At 64.6% G+C, this 15,279-nt stretch carries 15 protein-coding genes; 9 read left to right on the top strand and 6 right to left on the bottom strand.

What is annotated here, in order from left to right; genetic code table 11:
- Window positions 1-69 precede the first annotated feature (69 nt).
- On the top strand, window positions 70-318 hold the full coding sequence (locus LB564_RS29980; protein WP_224542683.1) for a hypothetical protein: 249 nt from the start codon (window positions 70-72) through the stop codon (window positions 316-318).
- A 162-nt stretch (window positions 319-480) separates the two neighbouring features.
- On the opposite strand, the gene LB564_RS29975 is transcribed toward LB564_RS29980, so the two are convergent.
- Window positions 481-849, bottom strand: a complete 369-nt coding sequence (locus LB564_RS29975; RefSeq protein ID WP_140704910.1) for a winged helix-turn-helix transcriptional regulator — start codon at window positions 847-849, stop codon at window positions 481-483.
- Between the two features lie 88 nt (window positions 850-937).
- On the opposite strand from LB564_RS29975, the gene LB564_RS29970 reads away from it, so the two are divergent.
- Both LB564_RS29970 and LB564_RS31810 read left to right on the top strand, forming a co-directional pair.
- Window positions 938-1,543 carry an NADPH-dependent FMN reductase gene (locus tag LB564_RS29970; protein WP_224542682.1) on the top strand — a complete coding sequence of 202 codons (606 nt, stop codon included), beginning with the start codon at window positions 938-940 and terminating at the stop codon, window positions 1,541-1,543.
- A 626-nt stretch (window positions 1,544-2,169) separates the two neighbouring features.
- Window positions 2,170-2,469 (top strand): hypothetical protein, encoded by a 300-nt coding sequence (locus tag LB564_RS31810; RefSeq protein WP_411961799.1) that lies wholly within the window; start codon window positions 2,170-2,172, stop codon window positions 2,467-2,469.
- Here LB564_RS31810 and LB564_RS29960 read toward each other — a convergent pair.
- Window positions 2,466-3,707, bottom strand: coding sequence for an RNA polymerase sigma factor (locus LB564_RS29960; RefSeq protein ID WP_224542681.1), 1,242 nt, complete (start codon window positions 3,705-3,707; stop codon window positions 2,466-2,468). The genes LB564_RS31810 and LB564_RS29960 overlap by 4 nt on opposite strands.
- The gene (locus tag LB564_RS29955; RefSeq protein ID WP_140704916.1) at window positions 3,704-4,108 is read right to left on the bottom strand and encodes a YciI family protein; all 405 of its coding nucleotides are present in this window, start codon (window positions 4,106-4,108) and stop codon (window positions 3,704-3,706) included. Before LB564_RS29955 ends, LB564_RS29960 begins: the two co-directional genes overlap by 4 nt.
- Before the next feature lie 198 nt (window positions 4,109-4,306).
- Between LB564_RS29955 and LB564_RS29950 the strand changes: the two genes are divergently transcribed.
- The 4 genes from LB564_RS29950 to LB564_RS29935 all read left to right on the top strand — a co-directional run bounded on the left by LB564_RS29950 (window position 4,307) and on the right by LB564_RS29935 (window position 10,118).
- Window positions 4,307-5,233 (top strand): DMT family transporter, encoded by a 927-nt coding sequence (locus LB564_RS29950; RefSeq protein WP_224542680.1) that lies wholly within the window; start codon window positions 4,307-4,309, stop codon window positions 5,231-5,233.
- A 312-nt stretch (window positions 5,234-5,545) separates the two neighbouring features.
- The gene (locus tag LB564_RS29945) at window positions 5,546-7,024 is read left to right on the top strand and encodes a family 16 glycosylhydrolase (protein WP_224542679.1); all 1,479 of its coding nucleotides are present in this window, start codon (window positions 5,546-5,548) and stop codon (window positions 7,022-7,024) included.
- 35 nt (window positions 7,025-7,059) lie between these two features.
- A complete protein-coding gene (locus tag LB564_RS29940; protein WP_224542678.1) occupies window positions 7,060-8,796 on the top strand; it encodes a type I secretion system permease/ATPase in 1,737 nt (578 codons plus the stop codon).
- 2 nt (window positions 8,797-8,798) lie between these two features.
- Window positions 8,799-10,118, top strand: a complete 1,320-nt coding sequence (locus tag LB564_RS29935; protein ID WP_224542677.1) for an HlyD family type I secretion periplasmic adaptor subunit — start codon at window positions 8,799-8,801, stop codon at window positions 10,116-10,118.
- A gap of 191 nt (window positions 10,119-10,309) precedes the next feature.
- Here the strand turns inward: LB564_RS29935 and LB564_RS29930 are convergent, their stop codons facing one another.
- Together LB564_RS29930 and LB564_RS29925 are read right to left on the bottom strand one after the other, a co-directional pair.
- Window positions 10,310-11,620: a hemolysin family protein gene (locus LB564_RS29930; RefSeq protein WP_224542676.1), complete on the bottom strand. Its 1,311-nt coding sequence runs from the start codon at window positions 11,618-11,620 to the stop codon at window positions 10,310-10,312.
- 80 nt (window positions 11,621-11,700) lie between these two features.
- Window positions 11,701-12,615 (bottom strand): LysR family transcriptional regulator, encoded by a 915-nt coding sequence (locus tag LB564_RS29925; RefSeq protein WP_224542675.1) that lies wholly within the window; start codon window positions 12,613-12,615, stop codon window positions 11,701-11,703.
- Window positions 12,616-12,823: 208 nt separating this feature from the next.
- Between LB564_RS29925 and LB564_RS29920 the strand changes: the two genes are divergently transcribed.
- Window positions 12,824-13,741, top strand: a complete 918-nt coding sequence (locus tag LB564_RS29920; RefSeq protein WP_224542674.1) for a zinc-dependent alcohol dehydrogenase family protein — start codon at window positions 12,824-12,826, stop codon at window positions 13,739-13,741.
- 8 nt (window positions 13,742-13,749) lie between these two features.
- Here LB564_RS29920 and LB564_RS29915 read toward each other — a convergent pair whose 3' ends face one another.
- The gene (locus tag LB564_RS29915; protein ID WP_224542673.1) at window positions 13,750-14,457 is read right to left on the bottom strand and encodes an LssY C-terminal domain-containing protein; all 708 of its coding nucleotides are present in this window, start codon (window positions 14,455-14,457) and stop codon (window positions 13,750-13,752) included.
- A 135-nt stretch (window positions 14,458-14,592) separates the two neighbouring features.
- Here LB564_RS29915 and LB564_RS29910 point away from each other — a divergent pair, with 135 nt between their 5' ends.
- A complete protein-coding gene (locus LB564_RS29910; RefSeq protein ID WP_224542672.1) occupies window positions 14,593-15,273 on the top strand; it encodes a gamma-glutamylcyclotransferase in 681 nt (226 codons plus the stop codon).
- Window positions 15,274-15,279: the final 6 nt, after the last annotated feature.

Genomic DNA, 15,279 nt, shown 5'->3' with positions numbered 1-15,279 from the left:
CGAGGCGATTCTCCCAATCCACGGCATTTGTAACTTCGCGCGCGCGGGCGATGCGCGTGGCGACATCCAATGGTTGCCTTCACCACCGATCCTGACGGCGTTGGGGGAGAGACAATGCGTCAACACATGCTGAACGGCGGGCTCGTGGCAGCCATGGTCGCCCTCGTTTTCCTGCTCGGCATCACCGCCTATGCCGAAGTCAAAGAAGAGAGGCCACGCACCACCTGCTTGCATGACAATGCGGGCGTGAAGCAGCCGGCCGCACCGTGCGCAAACTGCGCTCCGGCGGCTTGCGAGGACGGGGCGCCAGGAGCCTGACTTTCACGCCTTTGGGATACCGACCGTTGTCAGCGGAGCGGAACTCGCGGGGTGTCATCCGGACGGGCGCAAGACCAGGTTGCAGGTCGGGTCAACGAATTCGACCGCGTCAGGCAATGCCGCTTGCTCTCGAAACTCCGCAGCCCTTGCCACGCAAGGGTTTCAGACACGCATCTCGTCGAATCTCGCGCGTGCCGACTGGACGCGTTGGGTGTTCTTGCGCGCCCATTCGCCAAGTGCCGCGACCGGCACCAGCAACTCGTGGCCGAGCTCGGTCAGCTCGTAATCGACGCGCGGCGGGATGGTCGGAAACACCTTGCGGGTGACGAAACCGTCGCGCTCCAGGCCGCGCAATGTGGTGGTCAGCATCTTCTGCGAGATGCCTCCGACAGCCGCGCGCAGCTCGTTGAAACGCAGCGGTCCGCCGCCAAGCTTGCCGACCACGAGCACGGTCCATTTGTCGCCGACACGCTGCAGGATTTCCGACACGGCCCGGCAGTCCTCGGTGTTATGCGGGTGCCTCAGTAACAAAAACGTGCCTCCTTGCGCGCCGAATTGTCAGTATCACATATAGCGCCGGTATCCAAACGATACCAAATTCCCGCAAGGAGAGCCCCTTATGTCCAAGCCCAAGATCGCCATTGTCGTCGGTTCGACGCGCGCCGCTCGCTTCGCCGACGTGCCGACGCAGTGGATCGCCAAGATCGCCAAGTCACATGCCGACATCGATGTCGAAGTCGTCGACCTGCGTGATTTCCCGCTGCCCTTCTTCGACGAAGTGGCCTCCTCCGCCTGGGCGCCGTCGCAGAACGAGGTCGCGCAGCGCTGGCAGAAGAAGGTCGCCGAGTTCGACGGCTTCATCTTCACCGCCGCCGAATACAATCACGGCCCGACCGCCGTGCTGAAGAACGCCATCGACTACGCCGCCAATGAATGGAACAAGAAGTCGGCCGGCTTTGTCGGTTATGGCAGCGTCGGCGGCGCCCGCGCCGTCGAACAGCTTCGTCTCCACGCGGTCGAATTGCAGATGGCGCCGGTCAAGTCCGCCGTCCACATCGCCTGGGGCGACTTCCTCGCCGTGCGCCAGGGCGAGAAGAAGCTTGAGGATCTCGAGCACCTGAACCAGGCCGCCACCGCGCTGGTCAACGACGTCGCCTGGTGGGCAAAGGTGCTGAAGGCCGCTCGCGCCGCCGATGCCATCGCCGGGGAAGCCCAGGCGGCCTGATCCACCGGATCGGATTGTCCTCCCAAGGAATATGGGGGCGGCGCTTGCGCCGCCCTTTTCTCGTTAGAGCGGTTCACCGTTTTGGTGGAATCGTGAGCCGCTCTAACCCTTTGTTTTTACGCAATTCCGGACGGAAAATCGTTATACACTTTTCCTGGAATTGCTCTAGAGCCGACGCGCGCGGATCGGGCGTCCGCGTCGTCCTCCGGATGGGAGGGGTAGATCAGCCCCCGATCTCCGTCGACCCGAAACAGGATCGATACACGCCTCTCAAAGCCGACGACGCGTATCCCTGGTCCGATGGCATCGCGCACGGCGCCCCGTACTGTCATACTATTTCCAGACATAGGCCCAACTTGGCCGTCAGTGCGCACGTCGTTTTTGCTCCGATGCGCTCGCCCACAACCTGTCAGAAGCCGGTTTCGACAATCGTTTTCACCATGTCAGCATCCCGTCGCGGCGGCTCGCCAAAAAGGCGCTTGTACTCGCGGCTGAACTGAGAGGATCGGCCACGCGCTGGCCTTCGGGCAAAGATACTGCTGCTCGACGAACCGCTGTCGGCGCTCGACCGCACGCTGCGCGATACCATGCGGCGCGAACTCAAACGGCTGCATCAGGAAACCGGCGTGACCTTCGTCTATGTTACCCATGACCAGGAGGAAGCCTACGCCATGTCGGATCGCATAGCGGTCTTCCACAATGGCGGAATCGTCCAGGTTGGCACCCCGCGCGACATATACCGCGCGCCCGCCTCACGCTTCGTCGCGGGCTTCCTCGGCGGCAACAACATCGTTTCGGCGCGTGTTGTCGATGGCGCGATGGAACTGTTCGGGAGCCGGGCGCCGATGCCCCGGGGCTACGAAGGCGCAAGGCCGCCATTCGTCGCGCGGCGATCGGGTGAACCCGCCGCCGGAGGAGTCGCCTAATCGCCCGCGCGGGCGAGCAGCAGCGCGCGCTCCCTGTCGTTGCCGGTCAATTGGGCGGCCTGGCGGAATGCGGCGCGGGCTTGCGCCTGATGGCCGAGCTTTTCCAGGAAATCGCCGCGCACCGTGGGCAGGAGATGCGAGTCCTTCAGGCGCGGTTCGTCCTTCAGCGCCTCGACGATGGCGAGCCCTTGCGCCGGACCGAACGCCATGCCGACCGCCACCGCGCGGTTGAGTTCGACGATGGGCGAGGGGGCCGCCAAGGCAAGCGCCTGGTAGTATGCCGATATGGCGATCCAGTCGGTGTCTTCGGCGGTCACCGCGCGGGCATGGCAGGCGGCGATCATCGCCTGCAAGAGATAGGGGCCGGGCGCCGAGGTCAGCGCCATGGCGCGGTTCAGGCCGTCGAGGCCGCTGCGGATGAGCGACCAGTCCCACCGGCCGCGATCCTGGTCGAGCAGCAGGATCGGGTCGCCCGCCTTGCCGGTGCGGGCCGCGAAACGCGATGTGTTGAACTCCATCAGCGCCACCAGCCCCCGCACCTCGGGCTCATCGGGCAACAGCGCCGCCAGCGAGCGGCCGAGGCGCAGCGCCTCGGCGCACAGATCGGGGCGCAGCCAGTCCGGCCCTGTGGTCGCCACATAGCCCTCGTTGAAGATCAGATAGACCACCTCCAGCACCGCACTGACGCGGTCGCGCAGTTCCTCGGCGCGCGGCGTCTCGAACCGGATGCCGGCATCGCGAAGCGTCCGCTTGGCACGCACGATGCGCTGGGCGGCGGTGGCTTCGGGCACCAGGAAGGCGCGGGCGATCTCCGGCGTCGACAGGCCGCCCAGGAGCCGCAGGGCCAGCGCGGCGCGTTGCTCGGCCGGCAGCACGGGATGGCAAGCGGTGAAGATCAGCCGCAAGAGGTCGTCGTCGATATCCCGATCGAGCGCCGCCTCGAAGTCGGGCATCTCGCGCTCCAGTTCGGTGAGGTCGATGGCGAGTTCGCGATGCTTGCCGTCGATCATGGTGGTGCGGCGCAGCCGGTCGAGCGCGCGGTTCCTGGCGACCTCGGTCAACCAGGCGGCCGGGTTGCGCGGGATGCCGTCGCGAGGCCAGCGCTCCAGCGCCAGCACGAAGGCGTCCTGCGCGATTTCCTCGGCCAGTCCGACATCCCCGAGGATGCGCGCCAGTCTGGCGGTGAGCTTCGGCTGCTCGATCCGCCAGACGGCTTCGATGGTTCTATGGGCGATCAATCCTTGATCCTGCCGAGGCGGTCCGCCACCTTCTGGACGTCCTCGGGAAATTCGCTCATTTCGAAGACCTGGCGGATTTCAATGGTGTCGTTCTCGCCTGCGGGGCAGCGACGGGCCCATTCGATGGCCTCGTCGCGCGAGCGCACGTCGATCACCCAATAGCCGCCCAGCACTTCCTTGACCTCGGCGAAGGGGCCGTCGACGACCACGGGCTTGCCGCCCTTGAAGGTGACCCGCGCCCCCGAGGACGGCGGATGCAGGCCGTCAAGCGTCAGCAACACGCCGGCTTTCTTCAGTTCGTGATTGTATTTCATCATCCCTTCCACCGCCTCGGCGCTGGGCATGACATCGGGTGCGGCCGTAGCGTAGCCGCCGGGGATCATCAGCATCATGAACCGCATGGTCTTCTCCTTGTGGGTTGGTTCAATCATATGACGAACCGGCGACGGAGAAATCGACACGCGTGCGGCAAAAAGTTTGGACCCCAGTGGCTCGGCTCCCCGGTCATGCCACATCCGGCATGGTTGGACCGCCTTATCGGCGGGGCTGCCATCTGGTCCCGCCGGTCCGCCCTGATATATCCGGCTGCGATCCATCACATGAGGGGCCTCTTGAAGTCATCCAGCCTGGCAGGCGCCGTTTCTCCCATGGTCCCGGTGCTTGTCTGCGCGCTCGGCATCTTCCTGCTGTCGGGAATGGACGCGGCGATGAAGGTGCTGGTCCTGGCGGTCGGCGTCTACAACACGATGCTGTGGCGCAGCATGCTGGCAACCGTGGTCGCGGCCACGGGCTGGTCGATGGGGCCACGCAAATTACCCGCTCCCTCGGTACTGAAGCTGCATGCGTTGCGTGCCGCGGTCGTTGGCGTCGTCCTGCTGTCCTTCTTCTGGGGGCTCGCCAGGCTGCCGCTGGCGGAGGCGATCGGGCTCAGTTTCGTCGCACCTTTGTTTGCCTTGCTGCTCGCCGCGCTGCTGCTCGGCGAAAGCATACAGCGTCAGGCGGTCTGGGCCTCGCTGGCCGGCATAGCCGGTGTCGCAATTATCGTCGGCGGTCAGTTCGGTCAGGCGAACCACGCCAGGGATGCCTTGCTCGGCACGGCGGCGGTGCTGGTATCGACAGTGTTCTACGCCTACAATCTGATCCTCGCCCGGCAGCAGGCGCAGGTGGCCAAACCGATCGAGATCATGCTGTTCCAGAACCTTTGCGTGGCAATCATGCTTGGTCTTGCGGCGCCCTGGCTCGCCATTTCCCTGCCGAGGGAGTTCTGGCTTCCGCTTGCCGGAGTGACGGCGCTGTCGCTCGCCGGCCAGTTCCTGATGAGCTGGGCCTATGCGCGCGCCGAAGCGCAATATCTGATCCCGACGGAATACTCGGCCTTTATCTGGGCGATCGCGCTTGGCTGGTTCTTCTTCGACGAGGCGGTGACCTGGACGACGCTGGCGGGAGCGGGCCTCATCGTGGCCAGTTGCCTGATCGCGGCGCGGTCAAATCCCAGGCTTGCCGAGCCGATCGAAGCCGCCGTCTGAAGGCGCGCTTGCCTTACGCCAGGCGCCGAGAAGGGAGGCTGACGGGCTCGTAGGAGGATGGCCATCATCTAAGTAGATTGTTCATCTAAGTAGATCCTTTGCAATTTCTAATTTGTACACCATTTTACTAAATAGCTTGGCTTAAGCGGTGCTTTTTTCCGAACGATAAGTATATGTCTTCTGAAAGATCGATGTTATGCTGGAACGCTAATGATTCCCCGGAACGAAACCGTTCCTCTCAGCATTGATCCGATGTGGCCATCGTAAGCGAACGGTTCGAGACGGCCAGGCATCGCGAGGAGGATTTATCCGATGAGCTTCTTCGTCAACGCACTCGGCGTCCCTCTTCCCTATAGCGGCGCTTCCAACCATTGGTACTCGGCGGCAGGAGCCGGGCCGGACCTGTACGGCAGCACCGGGAACGACTCTTTCTACGGAGCAGGCGGCGCCAACGTCACCATGCATGGTGGCACGGGCGACGACATCTATTACCTATATGGGGCGGGTAACAAGGTGGCCGAAGGCGCTGGCGCGGGCATCGACACGATCAGTACATGGATGAGCTACAAGCTCCCCGACAATGTCGAGAACCTCATCGTCACGAACCCGAACAACTATGCCTTCGGAAATACGTTGGACAACATCATCACCGCCCAGGCCGGACACCAGACGATCGATGGCGGCGCGGGAAACGATGTGCTGATCGATGGCGGCGGCGGCTACGACACGTTCGTCATCTCGAAAGGCAATGGCAGCGATCTGATCGCGAATTTCGCCGCCACCGACACCGTCCGTCTCAATGGCTACGGGTTCACGTCGTTCGACGCCATCCACTCGAACATGATCCAGGCGGGTTCGAACGTGCTGTTGAATTTGGGATCCGGCGAGATCCTCGAGTTCAAGGACACGACCATCGACAAGCTGCAGCCCGGCCAGTTCAAATTGCCGATCGACATGTCCACGATGAAGCTGTCCTTCAGCGACGATTTCAACGCGCTCAATCTTCATAACGCCCAGGGCGGCACATGGGATACCAATTTCTCGTGGGGTGCTCCGAACGGCAGCACCTTGACCAGCAATGGCGAACTGCAATGGTACATCGACGCAAATTACGCGCCGACGAGTTCAGTCCATCCGTTCAGCGTGGGGAACGGCGTGCTCACCATCACCGCGGCGCAGGCGCCGGCCGACATCAAGCCGCTGATCAACAACTACGAATACACGTCAGGCATCATCACGACGCATGACACGTTCTCGCAGACCTACGGCTATTTCGAAATGCGCGCCGACCTGCCCGAAAACACCGGCGCCTGGCCGGCCTTCTGGCTGCTGCCGGAGGACGGTTCGTGGCCGCCGGAACTCGATGTGGTGGAAACGCGCGGGCAGGACCCGAACTCGCTGATCATGACGGCGCACTCGAATGCAACGGGGACGCACACCAAGGTCACGTCGACGGTGAATACGATGGATACCGCGGGCTTCCACACCTATGGCCTGCTTTGGACACCGGACAAGCTGGTCTGGACCTATGACGGTGTGCAGGTCGCGGAAGCGGCGACGCCGTCCGACATGCACAAACCCATGTACATGCTGGCAGATCTCGCGGTCGGCGGCTTTGCCGGCGCGCCCCCGGACCATCTGGCGACGCCGGCCGAGATGAAGATCGACTATATCCGCGCCTATACGCTGGACAATGCGCCGGCGAGCGCTTTGCACACCACCAGCACCGCCACGCATAGCATCGCCAGCAGCACGCTGCACAATGGTTCCGAATTCGGGGGCCACTCGTAAGGTCTCGAAATCATGCAGCGGCAGGGAATGCGGAAATGACTGGACCGTCCGGCCTGCGTCCGGTCTTCCTGCGCGCCGTCGTCGATGTCGGCGTCTTCTCGCTGCTGATCAACGTCCTGCTTCTGGTCGTTCCGCTCTATTTGCTGCAGGTCTATGACCGCGTGCTGCCGTCCTCCAGCATCGAGACGCTCGTCTATCTCTCGGGCATCGCGGTCTTCGCGCTCGCTTTCCTCGGGCTGCTGGACGCGATCCGCGCCGTTTATACCCAGCGCGTCGCGGCGACTGTCGACCGCAAGCTCGGTGCCGGCACCTTCGCCATTTCGCTTGGCGCGAAATATGCCGGCGGCCTGTCGCCGCTGCGTGACCTCGCCTCGGTCTGCGCCTTCATCAGGTCGCGCGGCGTGGCGGTGTTGTTCGACCTGCCCTTCGCCCCTGTCTTCCTTGCCTTGCTCTACCTCATCCATCCGGTGCTGTTCTGGGTGACGGTCGCCGGCGCGGTGCTTCTGATTTTCCTGGTCGTGGCCAACCAGCTCGCCATCGGCCGGAACGACGCCTTGTTCACCGAGCGTTCGGCTTTGGCCAGCCAGGCGGAACAGGCCTTTGCCCGCAATGCGGACACGCTGCGCGCCATGGGCATGGTGGAGAACGCCGCGCGGGTCTGGGGACGGCACGTGGCGGCGGCGCTCACCTTCCACGATCGTTCCTCAAGCGCCAATGCGATCTTCAGCGGCGCCTCGCGGGCGCTGCGCATGGTGCTGCAACTGGCGATCCTCGGCGCCGGCGCATGGCTTGTGATCCAGGGGCAGATGACGGCCGGCATGATCTTCGCCTCTTCGCTGGTCTCGTCGCGCGCCCTGCAGCCGCTCGACCAGTTGATCGGCGCCTGGCGGCAGATCGCCGACGCCCGGCGCGCCTGGGCACGGCTGGAAAAGGCGCTCGCGGCAGGCCCGGCCGAGCCGCGAAAACTGATCCTGCCCGACCCGGCGGGGGCGATTTCCGTGCAGGACGTCTTCTTCATGGCGCCGAATGCCCAACCCGGCACGGAGCCCATCCTCAAGCGGCTGAATTTTGCGATCGGCGCGGGCGAGGCGCTGGCCATCGTCGGCCCGAGCGGCGCCGGCAAATCGACGCTGGCGCGGTTGCTCGTGGGAGCCGCTCAACCCACCGGCGGCTCGATCAGGATCGACGGCGCCGACCTCGGGACCTGGGACGAAAACCAGCTCGGAAAGCATATCGGCTACCTGGCTCAGGAAGTGGAACTCTTTCCAGGATCGATCGCGCAGAACGTCGCCCGCTTCGACCCGGAAGCGGACGACGCCGCGATCATCGAGGCGGCGGCGCGCGCCCAGGCGCACGAGCTGATCCTGGCGCAGCGCGACGGCTACCAGACCATGGTCGGCCCGTCGGCCAGGGCGCTGTCGGGCGGCGAACGCCAGCGGATCGGGCTGGCGCGCGCCTTCTACGGCAATCCGCGATTGCTGGTCCTGGACGAGCCCAGTTCCCATCTCGACGGTGCCGGCGAGGCCGCGCTCGAAGCGGTGGTTTCGGCGGCGCGGCAGGCGGGCGTCACGGTCATCGTGGTCACCCATCGTCCTTCGATCGCCGCCGCCTGCGACCGCGTGTTGCTGTTGCGTGGCGGCATGATCGAAGCCTTCGGCCCAAGCGGCGAGGTGCTGCGGCGCTCGGCCAGCAGCAAGGGCCCGCGGCAGGGCACGGTGGTGACCGGGTCGTTCGTCCCGACGATCCGCGCGCATGGCGGTTTCGGATCGTAGCGATGACCACACAGAGCCTCGCCTGGGATAGCCAGCCACGCACCAACATAAGACGCGTGGCGTTCACCGGTTATGCCGCCATAGCGCTGCTGGCGGGCGGCTTCGGCTACTGGGCCGTCAGCGCGCCCTTGTCGGGAGCGGTGATCACCCAAGGCACGATCTCGGCGACGGGCGGAAACATCCTGATCCAGCAGCCCGAGGGCGGCATCGTGCAGGCGCTGCTGGTCCATGAAGGCGATCGCGTCCAACCAGACCAGGATCTGGTGGTGCTGGATCCGACAGCCGCGCAGGCCAACCTCAACCGGCTGACGAGACAGTCGATCGCGCTCAGGGCAAGTGCGGCGCGGCTGGAGGCGGAACGCGACGGGTTGAACGGGCTGGCGCCAATCACCGAAGCGGCGCCGGCGCCCCTGCAGCAGGATTTCGAGACCCTGGTTGGAGAACAGCGGAAGGAATTCGATGCCAGGCTTGCCCGGTTCCGCTCCGAACAATCGATCCTGGCGCAACGGGTCGCCATGCATCGGCAGTCGGTGGTGGGATTGCAGGCTCAGCAAAGGGCCGTCCAGCAACAGGCCGAGATCGTCAACAAGGAGCTCGGCATCAAGACCGGCTTGCTGGACAAGGGCCTCACCAATCGAACCGAATACTCGCAGCTGTTGCGCAGCGAGGCCGATCTGGTCGGGCAGGCGGGGGCGCTGGAGGCCAATCTCGCCGCGGCCAACACCCAGATCGTCGAAGCCCAGCAGCAGACCGAGCGGCTGACCACGCAACGCGTCGAGGAAGCGCTGACGAAACTGGACGACGTCCGCTCCAACCTGGCCGACGTCGAGGAACAGATCAGGGCGGCGCAGGCGGTGCTGCGGCGAACGACGATCAAGGCGCCGGCGGCGGGCATCGTGGTGTCGTCGACCTACAATTCCAAAGGCAGCGTGATTGCTCCGGGCGAAAAGATCATGGAGATCCTGCCTACCGCTTCGGGGCTGGTCGTCGATGCGAAGCTGCGGCCGAAGGACATCGACCAGGTCCGTGTCGGCCAGCCGGCGAAACTGCGATTGTCCGCCTTGAACGCGCGGCTGACGCCCGAGGTTTCAGCCACCGTGACACAGATTTCGGCGGACCGGCTCACCGACCCGGCCACGCGCGAACCCTATTTCCGCGCCAAGCTGACGATTGCCGCCGACCTGCCGCCCGGCGTGCGGCGCGAGCAGCTTTATCCGGGGACACCGGTCGAGGCGTTCATCAGTACCGGCGATAGGACGTTCTTTGCGTATCTCGCGCGGCCGATGCTCGATTCCTTCGCGCGCGCTTTCGCGGAGCAGTAGATCTCGGACCGGCAAACAGCCGGCGCGATGCTAGAGCCGTTCCGCGTTTCACGGAATCGCGAACGGGCTCTAACTCTTTGTTTTTACGCAATTCCGAAGGGGAAGCGCTACGCGTTTCTCCCGGGAAAACCGTTTCACACTTTTCCTGGAATTGCTCTAATGACCGCCACCGGCCCTAGGCATTTGGACCGTCAGCGCGCCACTTCGCGGTGGCCGCTGGGCAGGCGGGTGGCGATCAGCTTGTCGATGCGGCGGCCGTCGAGGTCGACCACCTCGAAGCGCCAGCCCTGCGCGTCGACGCATTCGCCGGTCGCCGGCAGATGGTGCATGTGCGACAGCACATAGCCGGCGACGGTTTCGTAGTCGCGATTTTCCGGCAGGTCGATGCCCAGCACCTCTCCCATCTCGTCGGCCTGCATGTAGCCGGCGAGCAGCCATGAGCCGTCGTCGCGCTGGACGGCGTTTTCTTCCTCGCCGGCCTCGAGGTCCGAGCGGAAGACGCCGGTGATGGCCTCCAGAATGTCGGCCGGCGTGACGATGCCTTCGAAATGGCCGTATTCGTCATGCACCAGCGCCATCGGCACGTCGCTTTCCTTCAGCTTCTGCAGCACGTCGAGCGCATCGGCCTGGTCGTGCACGATGGGTGCGGTGCGCACATATTTGCGCGGATCGAGCGCACGCCCGCCGAGCAGCGCGGCCAGCACGTCGCGCGTCTGGATGACGCCAATCATGGCGTCCACCCCGCCGTCGCCGGCGGGTAGGCGAGAATGCTGGGTGTCCATCAGCAGCTTGCGGATCGTGGCTTCATCGGATTGCAGGTTGATCCAGTCGACATCGGTGCGCGGCGACATCACGGCGCGCACGGCGCGGTCGCCAAGCCGCATGACGCCGGCGATCATCCGCCGCTCGTCGGATTCGATGGTGCCGTGATGCTCGGCCTCGGCGACCAGCATCTTGATTTCCTCGTCGGTGACCTTTTCCTCGCTTTCGCCGCGCTGGCCGAGCAGCCAGAGCACGGCACGGCCCGAAATGTCGAGCAGGAAGACCAGAGGGGCCGAGACGGTGGCGAGGATCGTCATCGCCGGCGCCGCGCGTGCCGCGACGCGCTCGGGATCGCGCAACGCGATCTGCTTGGGCACCAGTTCGCCGATGATCAGCGAGAAATAGGTGATGACGGCCACGACGATGCCGACGCCGAGCGGATCGGCGATGTTTTCGCGAATGCCCGCCGAGGCCAGATATTGCGCCAGCCTCTGACCGAGCGTGGCGCCGGAGAAGGCGCCCGAAAGCACGCCGACCAGCGTGATGCCGATCTGTACGGAAGACAGGAATTTGCCGGGATTGGAGCCAAGCGCCAAAGCGCGGCCGGCACCCTTGACGTTGCGGTCGATCATCGCCTTCAGGCGAGCCGGCCGCGACGAGACGATAGCGAGTTCGGACATCGACAGAAGGCCGTTCACGCAGATGAGGACGACCACGGTGGCGATTTCAACGTATAACATGAGGGCTCAATAGCATTGCCGCACGGCTTTCGAAAATAGCCGGCGGCCATTTTAAAATGATGACAGTGGATGCGGGTCGGTCAGACAGCATCCCAGGGCGGCGACGAGAAATGCGCGACCAGCGCGTCGACCACGACCCGCACCTTGGGCGTCAAGGCTCGCGTCACCGGCCAGATGGCATGGACGCAGATGCTTTCGACGAGCGTGTCGACCAACACCATTTCCAGCGCGCCGCTCTTGAGGCTGTCGGCCACCAGCCAGGTCGGCAGGAAGGTGATGCCGCAACCGGCAAGGACGGCGCCCAGCATCGGTTCGCCATTGTCGAGCACCAGCCTTGCCCGCGGCGTGAACTTCACGACATGGCCGTCGGATTGCCGGATGCTCCAGGGGTGGGCGACGCCGTTGCGGGTGTAGCCGATCAGGTCATGGCCGGCGAGATCCTCGATCGTTTTTGGCCTGCCGGTTCTGTCGAGATAGGCCGGGGCGGCGCATATGGCCGAGCGCTGGGTATAGAGTCGGCGCGCGGCGAGCGACAGGCTGTTGTCGAGATCGCCCATGCGGACCGCGAGGTCGATGCCTTCCTCGATGAGGTCGACGCGGCGGTCATTGAAGGAAATCTCCATGGCCAGATCGGGAAATCGCCTGGAAACGTCGAACAGCACGGGCGCCACGCAGCGGTGGCCGAAAGCCGAGGGCAGGTCGACCCGAAGCCGGCCCGAGGGCACCTGCCGGCGCGAGGCAAGCAGCGCCTGGGCGGCTTCGATCTCGGACAGCGCCCTGACGCAGGCCTCGTAATAGCACAGGCCTTCGCTTGTCGGGCCGAGGCTGCGCGTGGTGCGGTTGAGTAAGCGGATGCCAAGCCGCTGTTCCAGCTGCGCGACCGATTTGCCGACCGCCGATTTCGTCACGCGCAGCCGCTCTCCGGCGCCGGTGAAGCTTCCGGCCTCGATCGTTTGAACGAAGGCGACGATCCCTTGCAGATCAGTAGGGTCCATCGGGAGTATCCTATTGTAGACGTCTAGTAGCCAATTCGTTGCCGAATATGCCGTATGGAAGCGCAAATTTCCATAGTAGACGTCCCGACAGCCACGCAATCGGGAGCAGACGCAATGAAGAGCGACATCAACAGATCCTGGCGGATGACCGGCTTCGGCCTGCCCAGGCTGGAATTGGCCGAGGGGAAGATCCCCGCATGAGCTGCTGGTGCGGATCAAGGCGGTATCGCTGAACTACAAGGACAGGATGATCGTCGATGGCGTGCTGATCCCCGACCTTGCCTTTCCGTTCGTGCCGACATCGGATGCGGTGGGCGAAGTGATGGCGGTCGGTGGCGGCGTCAGCCGCTTCAAGACCGGCCAGCGCGTGCTGGGGCAGGTGATTGCCGACTGGCCGGACGGCGACGCGCCTCCGGTGCTGCACCAGCATACGCTGGGGTCGTCACTGCCCGGCACGTTGAGCGACTACCTGCTGCTGCACGAGGATGCCGCCGTGCCGGCGCCGCCGTCGCTCAGCGATGCGGAGGCTTCGACGCTGCCGATCGCGGCACTGACCGCCTGGTTCGCCATGGCCGAGGCGACAAGACCTGTGCCCGGCCAGACCATTCTTATCCAGGGCACGGGCGGGGTCTCCCTGTTTGCGCTGCAATTCGCCCATGCGTTCGGCTTGCGCCCCATCGTCACGTCGAGCAGCGACGCCAAGCTCGAGCGGGCGAAGGCGCTCGGCGCCTGGCAGGTGATCAACTATCGCACCAACCCCGCATGGGATGAGGCGGCGCGTGCGTTGACGGGCGGCGCCGGCGTCAACCATATCCTCGAAATGGTCGGCGGCGACAATGCGCGGCGCTCGCTCGATGCGCTGGCCGCCGACGGGAGGCTGTCGGTCATCGGCCTGGTGGGCAGCATGGAGCTCAGCTTTCCGATCGTTCCCTTCCTGCGCAACCGCATTGTCGTGCAGGGCATTTCGATCGGCCACCGCCGTGCCTTCGAGCGGATGAACCAGGCGATCGAGGCGCTGGCGATCAAGCCGGTCGTCGACAAGGTGTTTGGGTTCGACGAGGTGCCGCGAGCCTTCAAGCATCTCGAGAAAGGGCCGTTCGGCAAGATCGTCATCGCCACGGCCTGATCTCCCGGTCACGGCAACTGCTTCAGCACGCCGACGATGGCCTTGCCATCGGTGAAATAAGGGTCGCCGCCGCCATTGCGGCCGGTTGTGGTGGCGCCGATGCCCGCCATCTCGCTGGTCGAGAGCAGCAGCCCGGCGGCATTGAGAGCCCCGATCAAAAAGTTGCGTTCAGCGTCGAGATCGGGGCCGATATGATGGGTGATGGCGCCGGTGTCGTGGCTCAAGCCGACGCCGCGATCGAAGCTGGCGGCCCCCAGCCAGAGCGGCCTGCCGTCGTCGCCGATCGTATCGGTCTGCCAGAAACGGACGTGGTGGCGCCGGTCGGCACTGTCGCCGACCGGCTTCTCGAAGGCGAGTTCCTGGGCGCGGCCTTCGAACAGCAGGCGGCTCATCGGGGCATCGGGATAGGGGCGGGAAAACAGGACGCTTTCGCCGATATCGATGGCGGTTCTCAAGGTGACGGCGTCGGCGGTGTCCCAGCCGGCGACGGCGAAAGCATAGACCAGTTCCTTCTCGGTGCCGACCAGGCCAACATTGATCGGGTCGCCCGGAATGCCCTGCGACGTGTGCGTCACCATCTCGAAACGCCGGTCACGGAAGCCGCGATCACGGAATGTCCAGAATTCCGGCGCCGCGACATAGGCGAGCACTACATAGGCAGCCAGCAGGGCAGCCATCGACACTGTTGCGCTTCGCCGAAAGCTTCGTTGGCTCATGTACCCTCGATACGGTGCGATATCTGTCGCCCGGCAGACCGTTTTAATCAATGGCAAGCCCCGCGTCGCCAATCTATAATCGCCCCATTGAGCGCGGGGGCGGCAATGGGGCGGAATCTGGTAGGCGACAGGTCAATGGTGTTGACCGCCGAGCTTGTGGCGAGGGTGGAGCGCGTTGAGCCCGATCCGGGACCGGAGCCAGGGACCAATGAGCACACGGATGCGGAGTTCGATCGTCTGGTCGATAAGCTGCTTTCGGAGTATCGGCCCAAAGCGCTCTGGGTCTTTGCCTATGGGTCGCTGATCTGGAATCCCGAGTTCGTCCATGTTGAACAGCGTCCCGCCACGGCGCCGGGATGGCATCGCTCATTCTGTCTCAAGCTGACGCGTTGGCGCGGGACGCGCGACTTGCCTGCCTTGATGCTGGCGCTGGACCGCGGCGGCAGCTGCAATGGGATCGTCTACCGGCTGCCTGACGAAGATCATTTCGGGCAAATCGGCCAGCTGATGCGCCGCGAGATCGATGCCAACCCGCCAACCAACGTGCCCTGCTGGATCAAGGTCAAGACCAGGGAGGGTCCGTTGCGCGCCTTGGCTTTCGTCGCCGCGCCGGGTGGCAAGGCCTATGCCGGACGGCTGCCGTTGGAGCAGGTTGCCGACACGCTGGCGCGAGCCGCCGGACACTGGGGCTCGTCGGCGCAGTATCTGTTCCGGACCGTCAGCAAGCTGGAGGAAAGCGGCATTCGCGATAAGAATCTCTGGCGCATCCAGGATCTCGTGGCCCGGCAAATTATCGCGTCCACCGGCGACGCCTGATCTTTT

It is taken from the genome of Mesorhizobium sp. ES1-6 (assembly GCF_020164775.1).
Taxonomy (GTDB): Bacteria; Pseudomonadota; Alphaproteobacteria; order Rhizobiales; family Rhizobiaceae; genus Mesorhizobium.
Note: the sequence above shows the minus strand (reverse complement) of the source record. Positions and strands in the feature narration are given on the sequence as shown.

Coding starts and splice junctions, on each gene's coding strand:
- LB564_RS29980 (WP_224542683.1), top strand. CDS start 70: ATGGTTGCCTTCACCACCGATCCTGACGGCGTTGGGGGAGAGACAATG.
- LB564_RS29970 (WP_224542682.1), top strand. CDS start 938: ATGTCCAAGCCCAAGATCGCCATTGTCGTCGGTTCGACGCGCGCCGCT.
- LB564_RS29955 (WP_140704916.1), bottom strand. CDS start 4,108: ATGCGGTTCATGATGCTGATGATCCCCGGCGGCTACGCTACGGCCGCA.
- LB564_RS29950 (WP_224542680.1), top strand. CDS start 4,307: ATGAGGGGCCTCTTGAAGTCATCCAGCCTGGCAGGCGCCGTTTCTCCC.
- LB564_RS29945 (WP_224542679.1), top strand. CDS start 5,546: ATGAGCTTCTTCGTCAACGCACTCGGCGTCCCTCTTCCCTATAGCGGC.
- LB564_RS29940 (WP_224542678.1), top strand. CDS start 7,060: ATGACTGGACCGTCCGGCCTGCGTCCGGTCTTCCTGCGCGCCGTCGTC.
- LB564_RS29935 (WP_224542677.1), top strand. CDS start 8,799: ATGACCACACAGAGCCTCGCCTGGGATAGCCAGCCACGCACCAACATA.
- LB564_RS29930 (WP_224542676.1), bottom strand. CDS start 11,620: ATGTTATACGTTGAAATCGCCACCGTGGTCGTCCTCATCTGCGTGAAC.
- LB564_RS29925 (WP_224542675.1), bottom strand. CDS start 12,615: ATGGACCCTACTGATCTGCAAGGGATCGTCGCCTTCGTTCAAACGATC.
- LB564_RS29915 (WP_224542673.1), bottom strand. CDS start 14,457: ATGAGCCAACGAAGCTTTCGGCGAAGCGCAACAGTGTCGATGGCTGCC.
- LB564_RS29910 (WP_224542672.1), top strand. CDS start 14,593: ATGGTGTTGACCGCCGAGCTTGTGGCGAGGGTGGAGCGCGTTGAGCCC.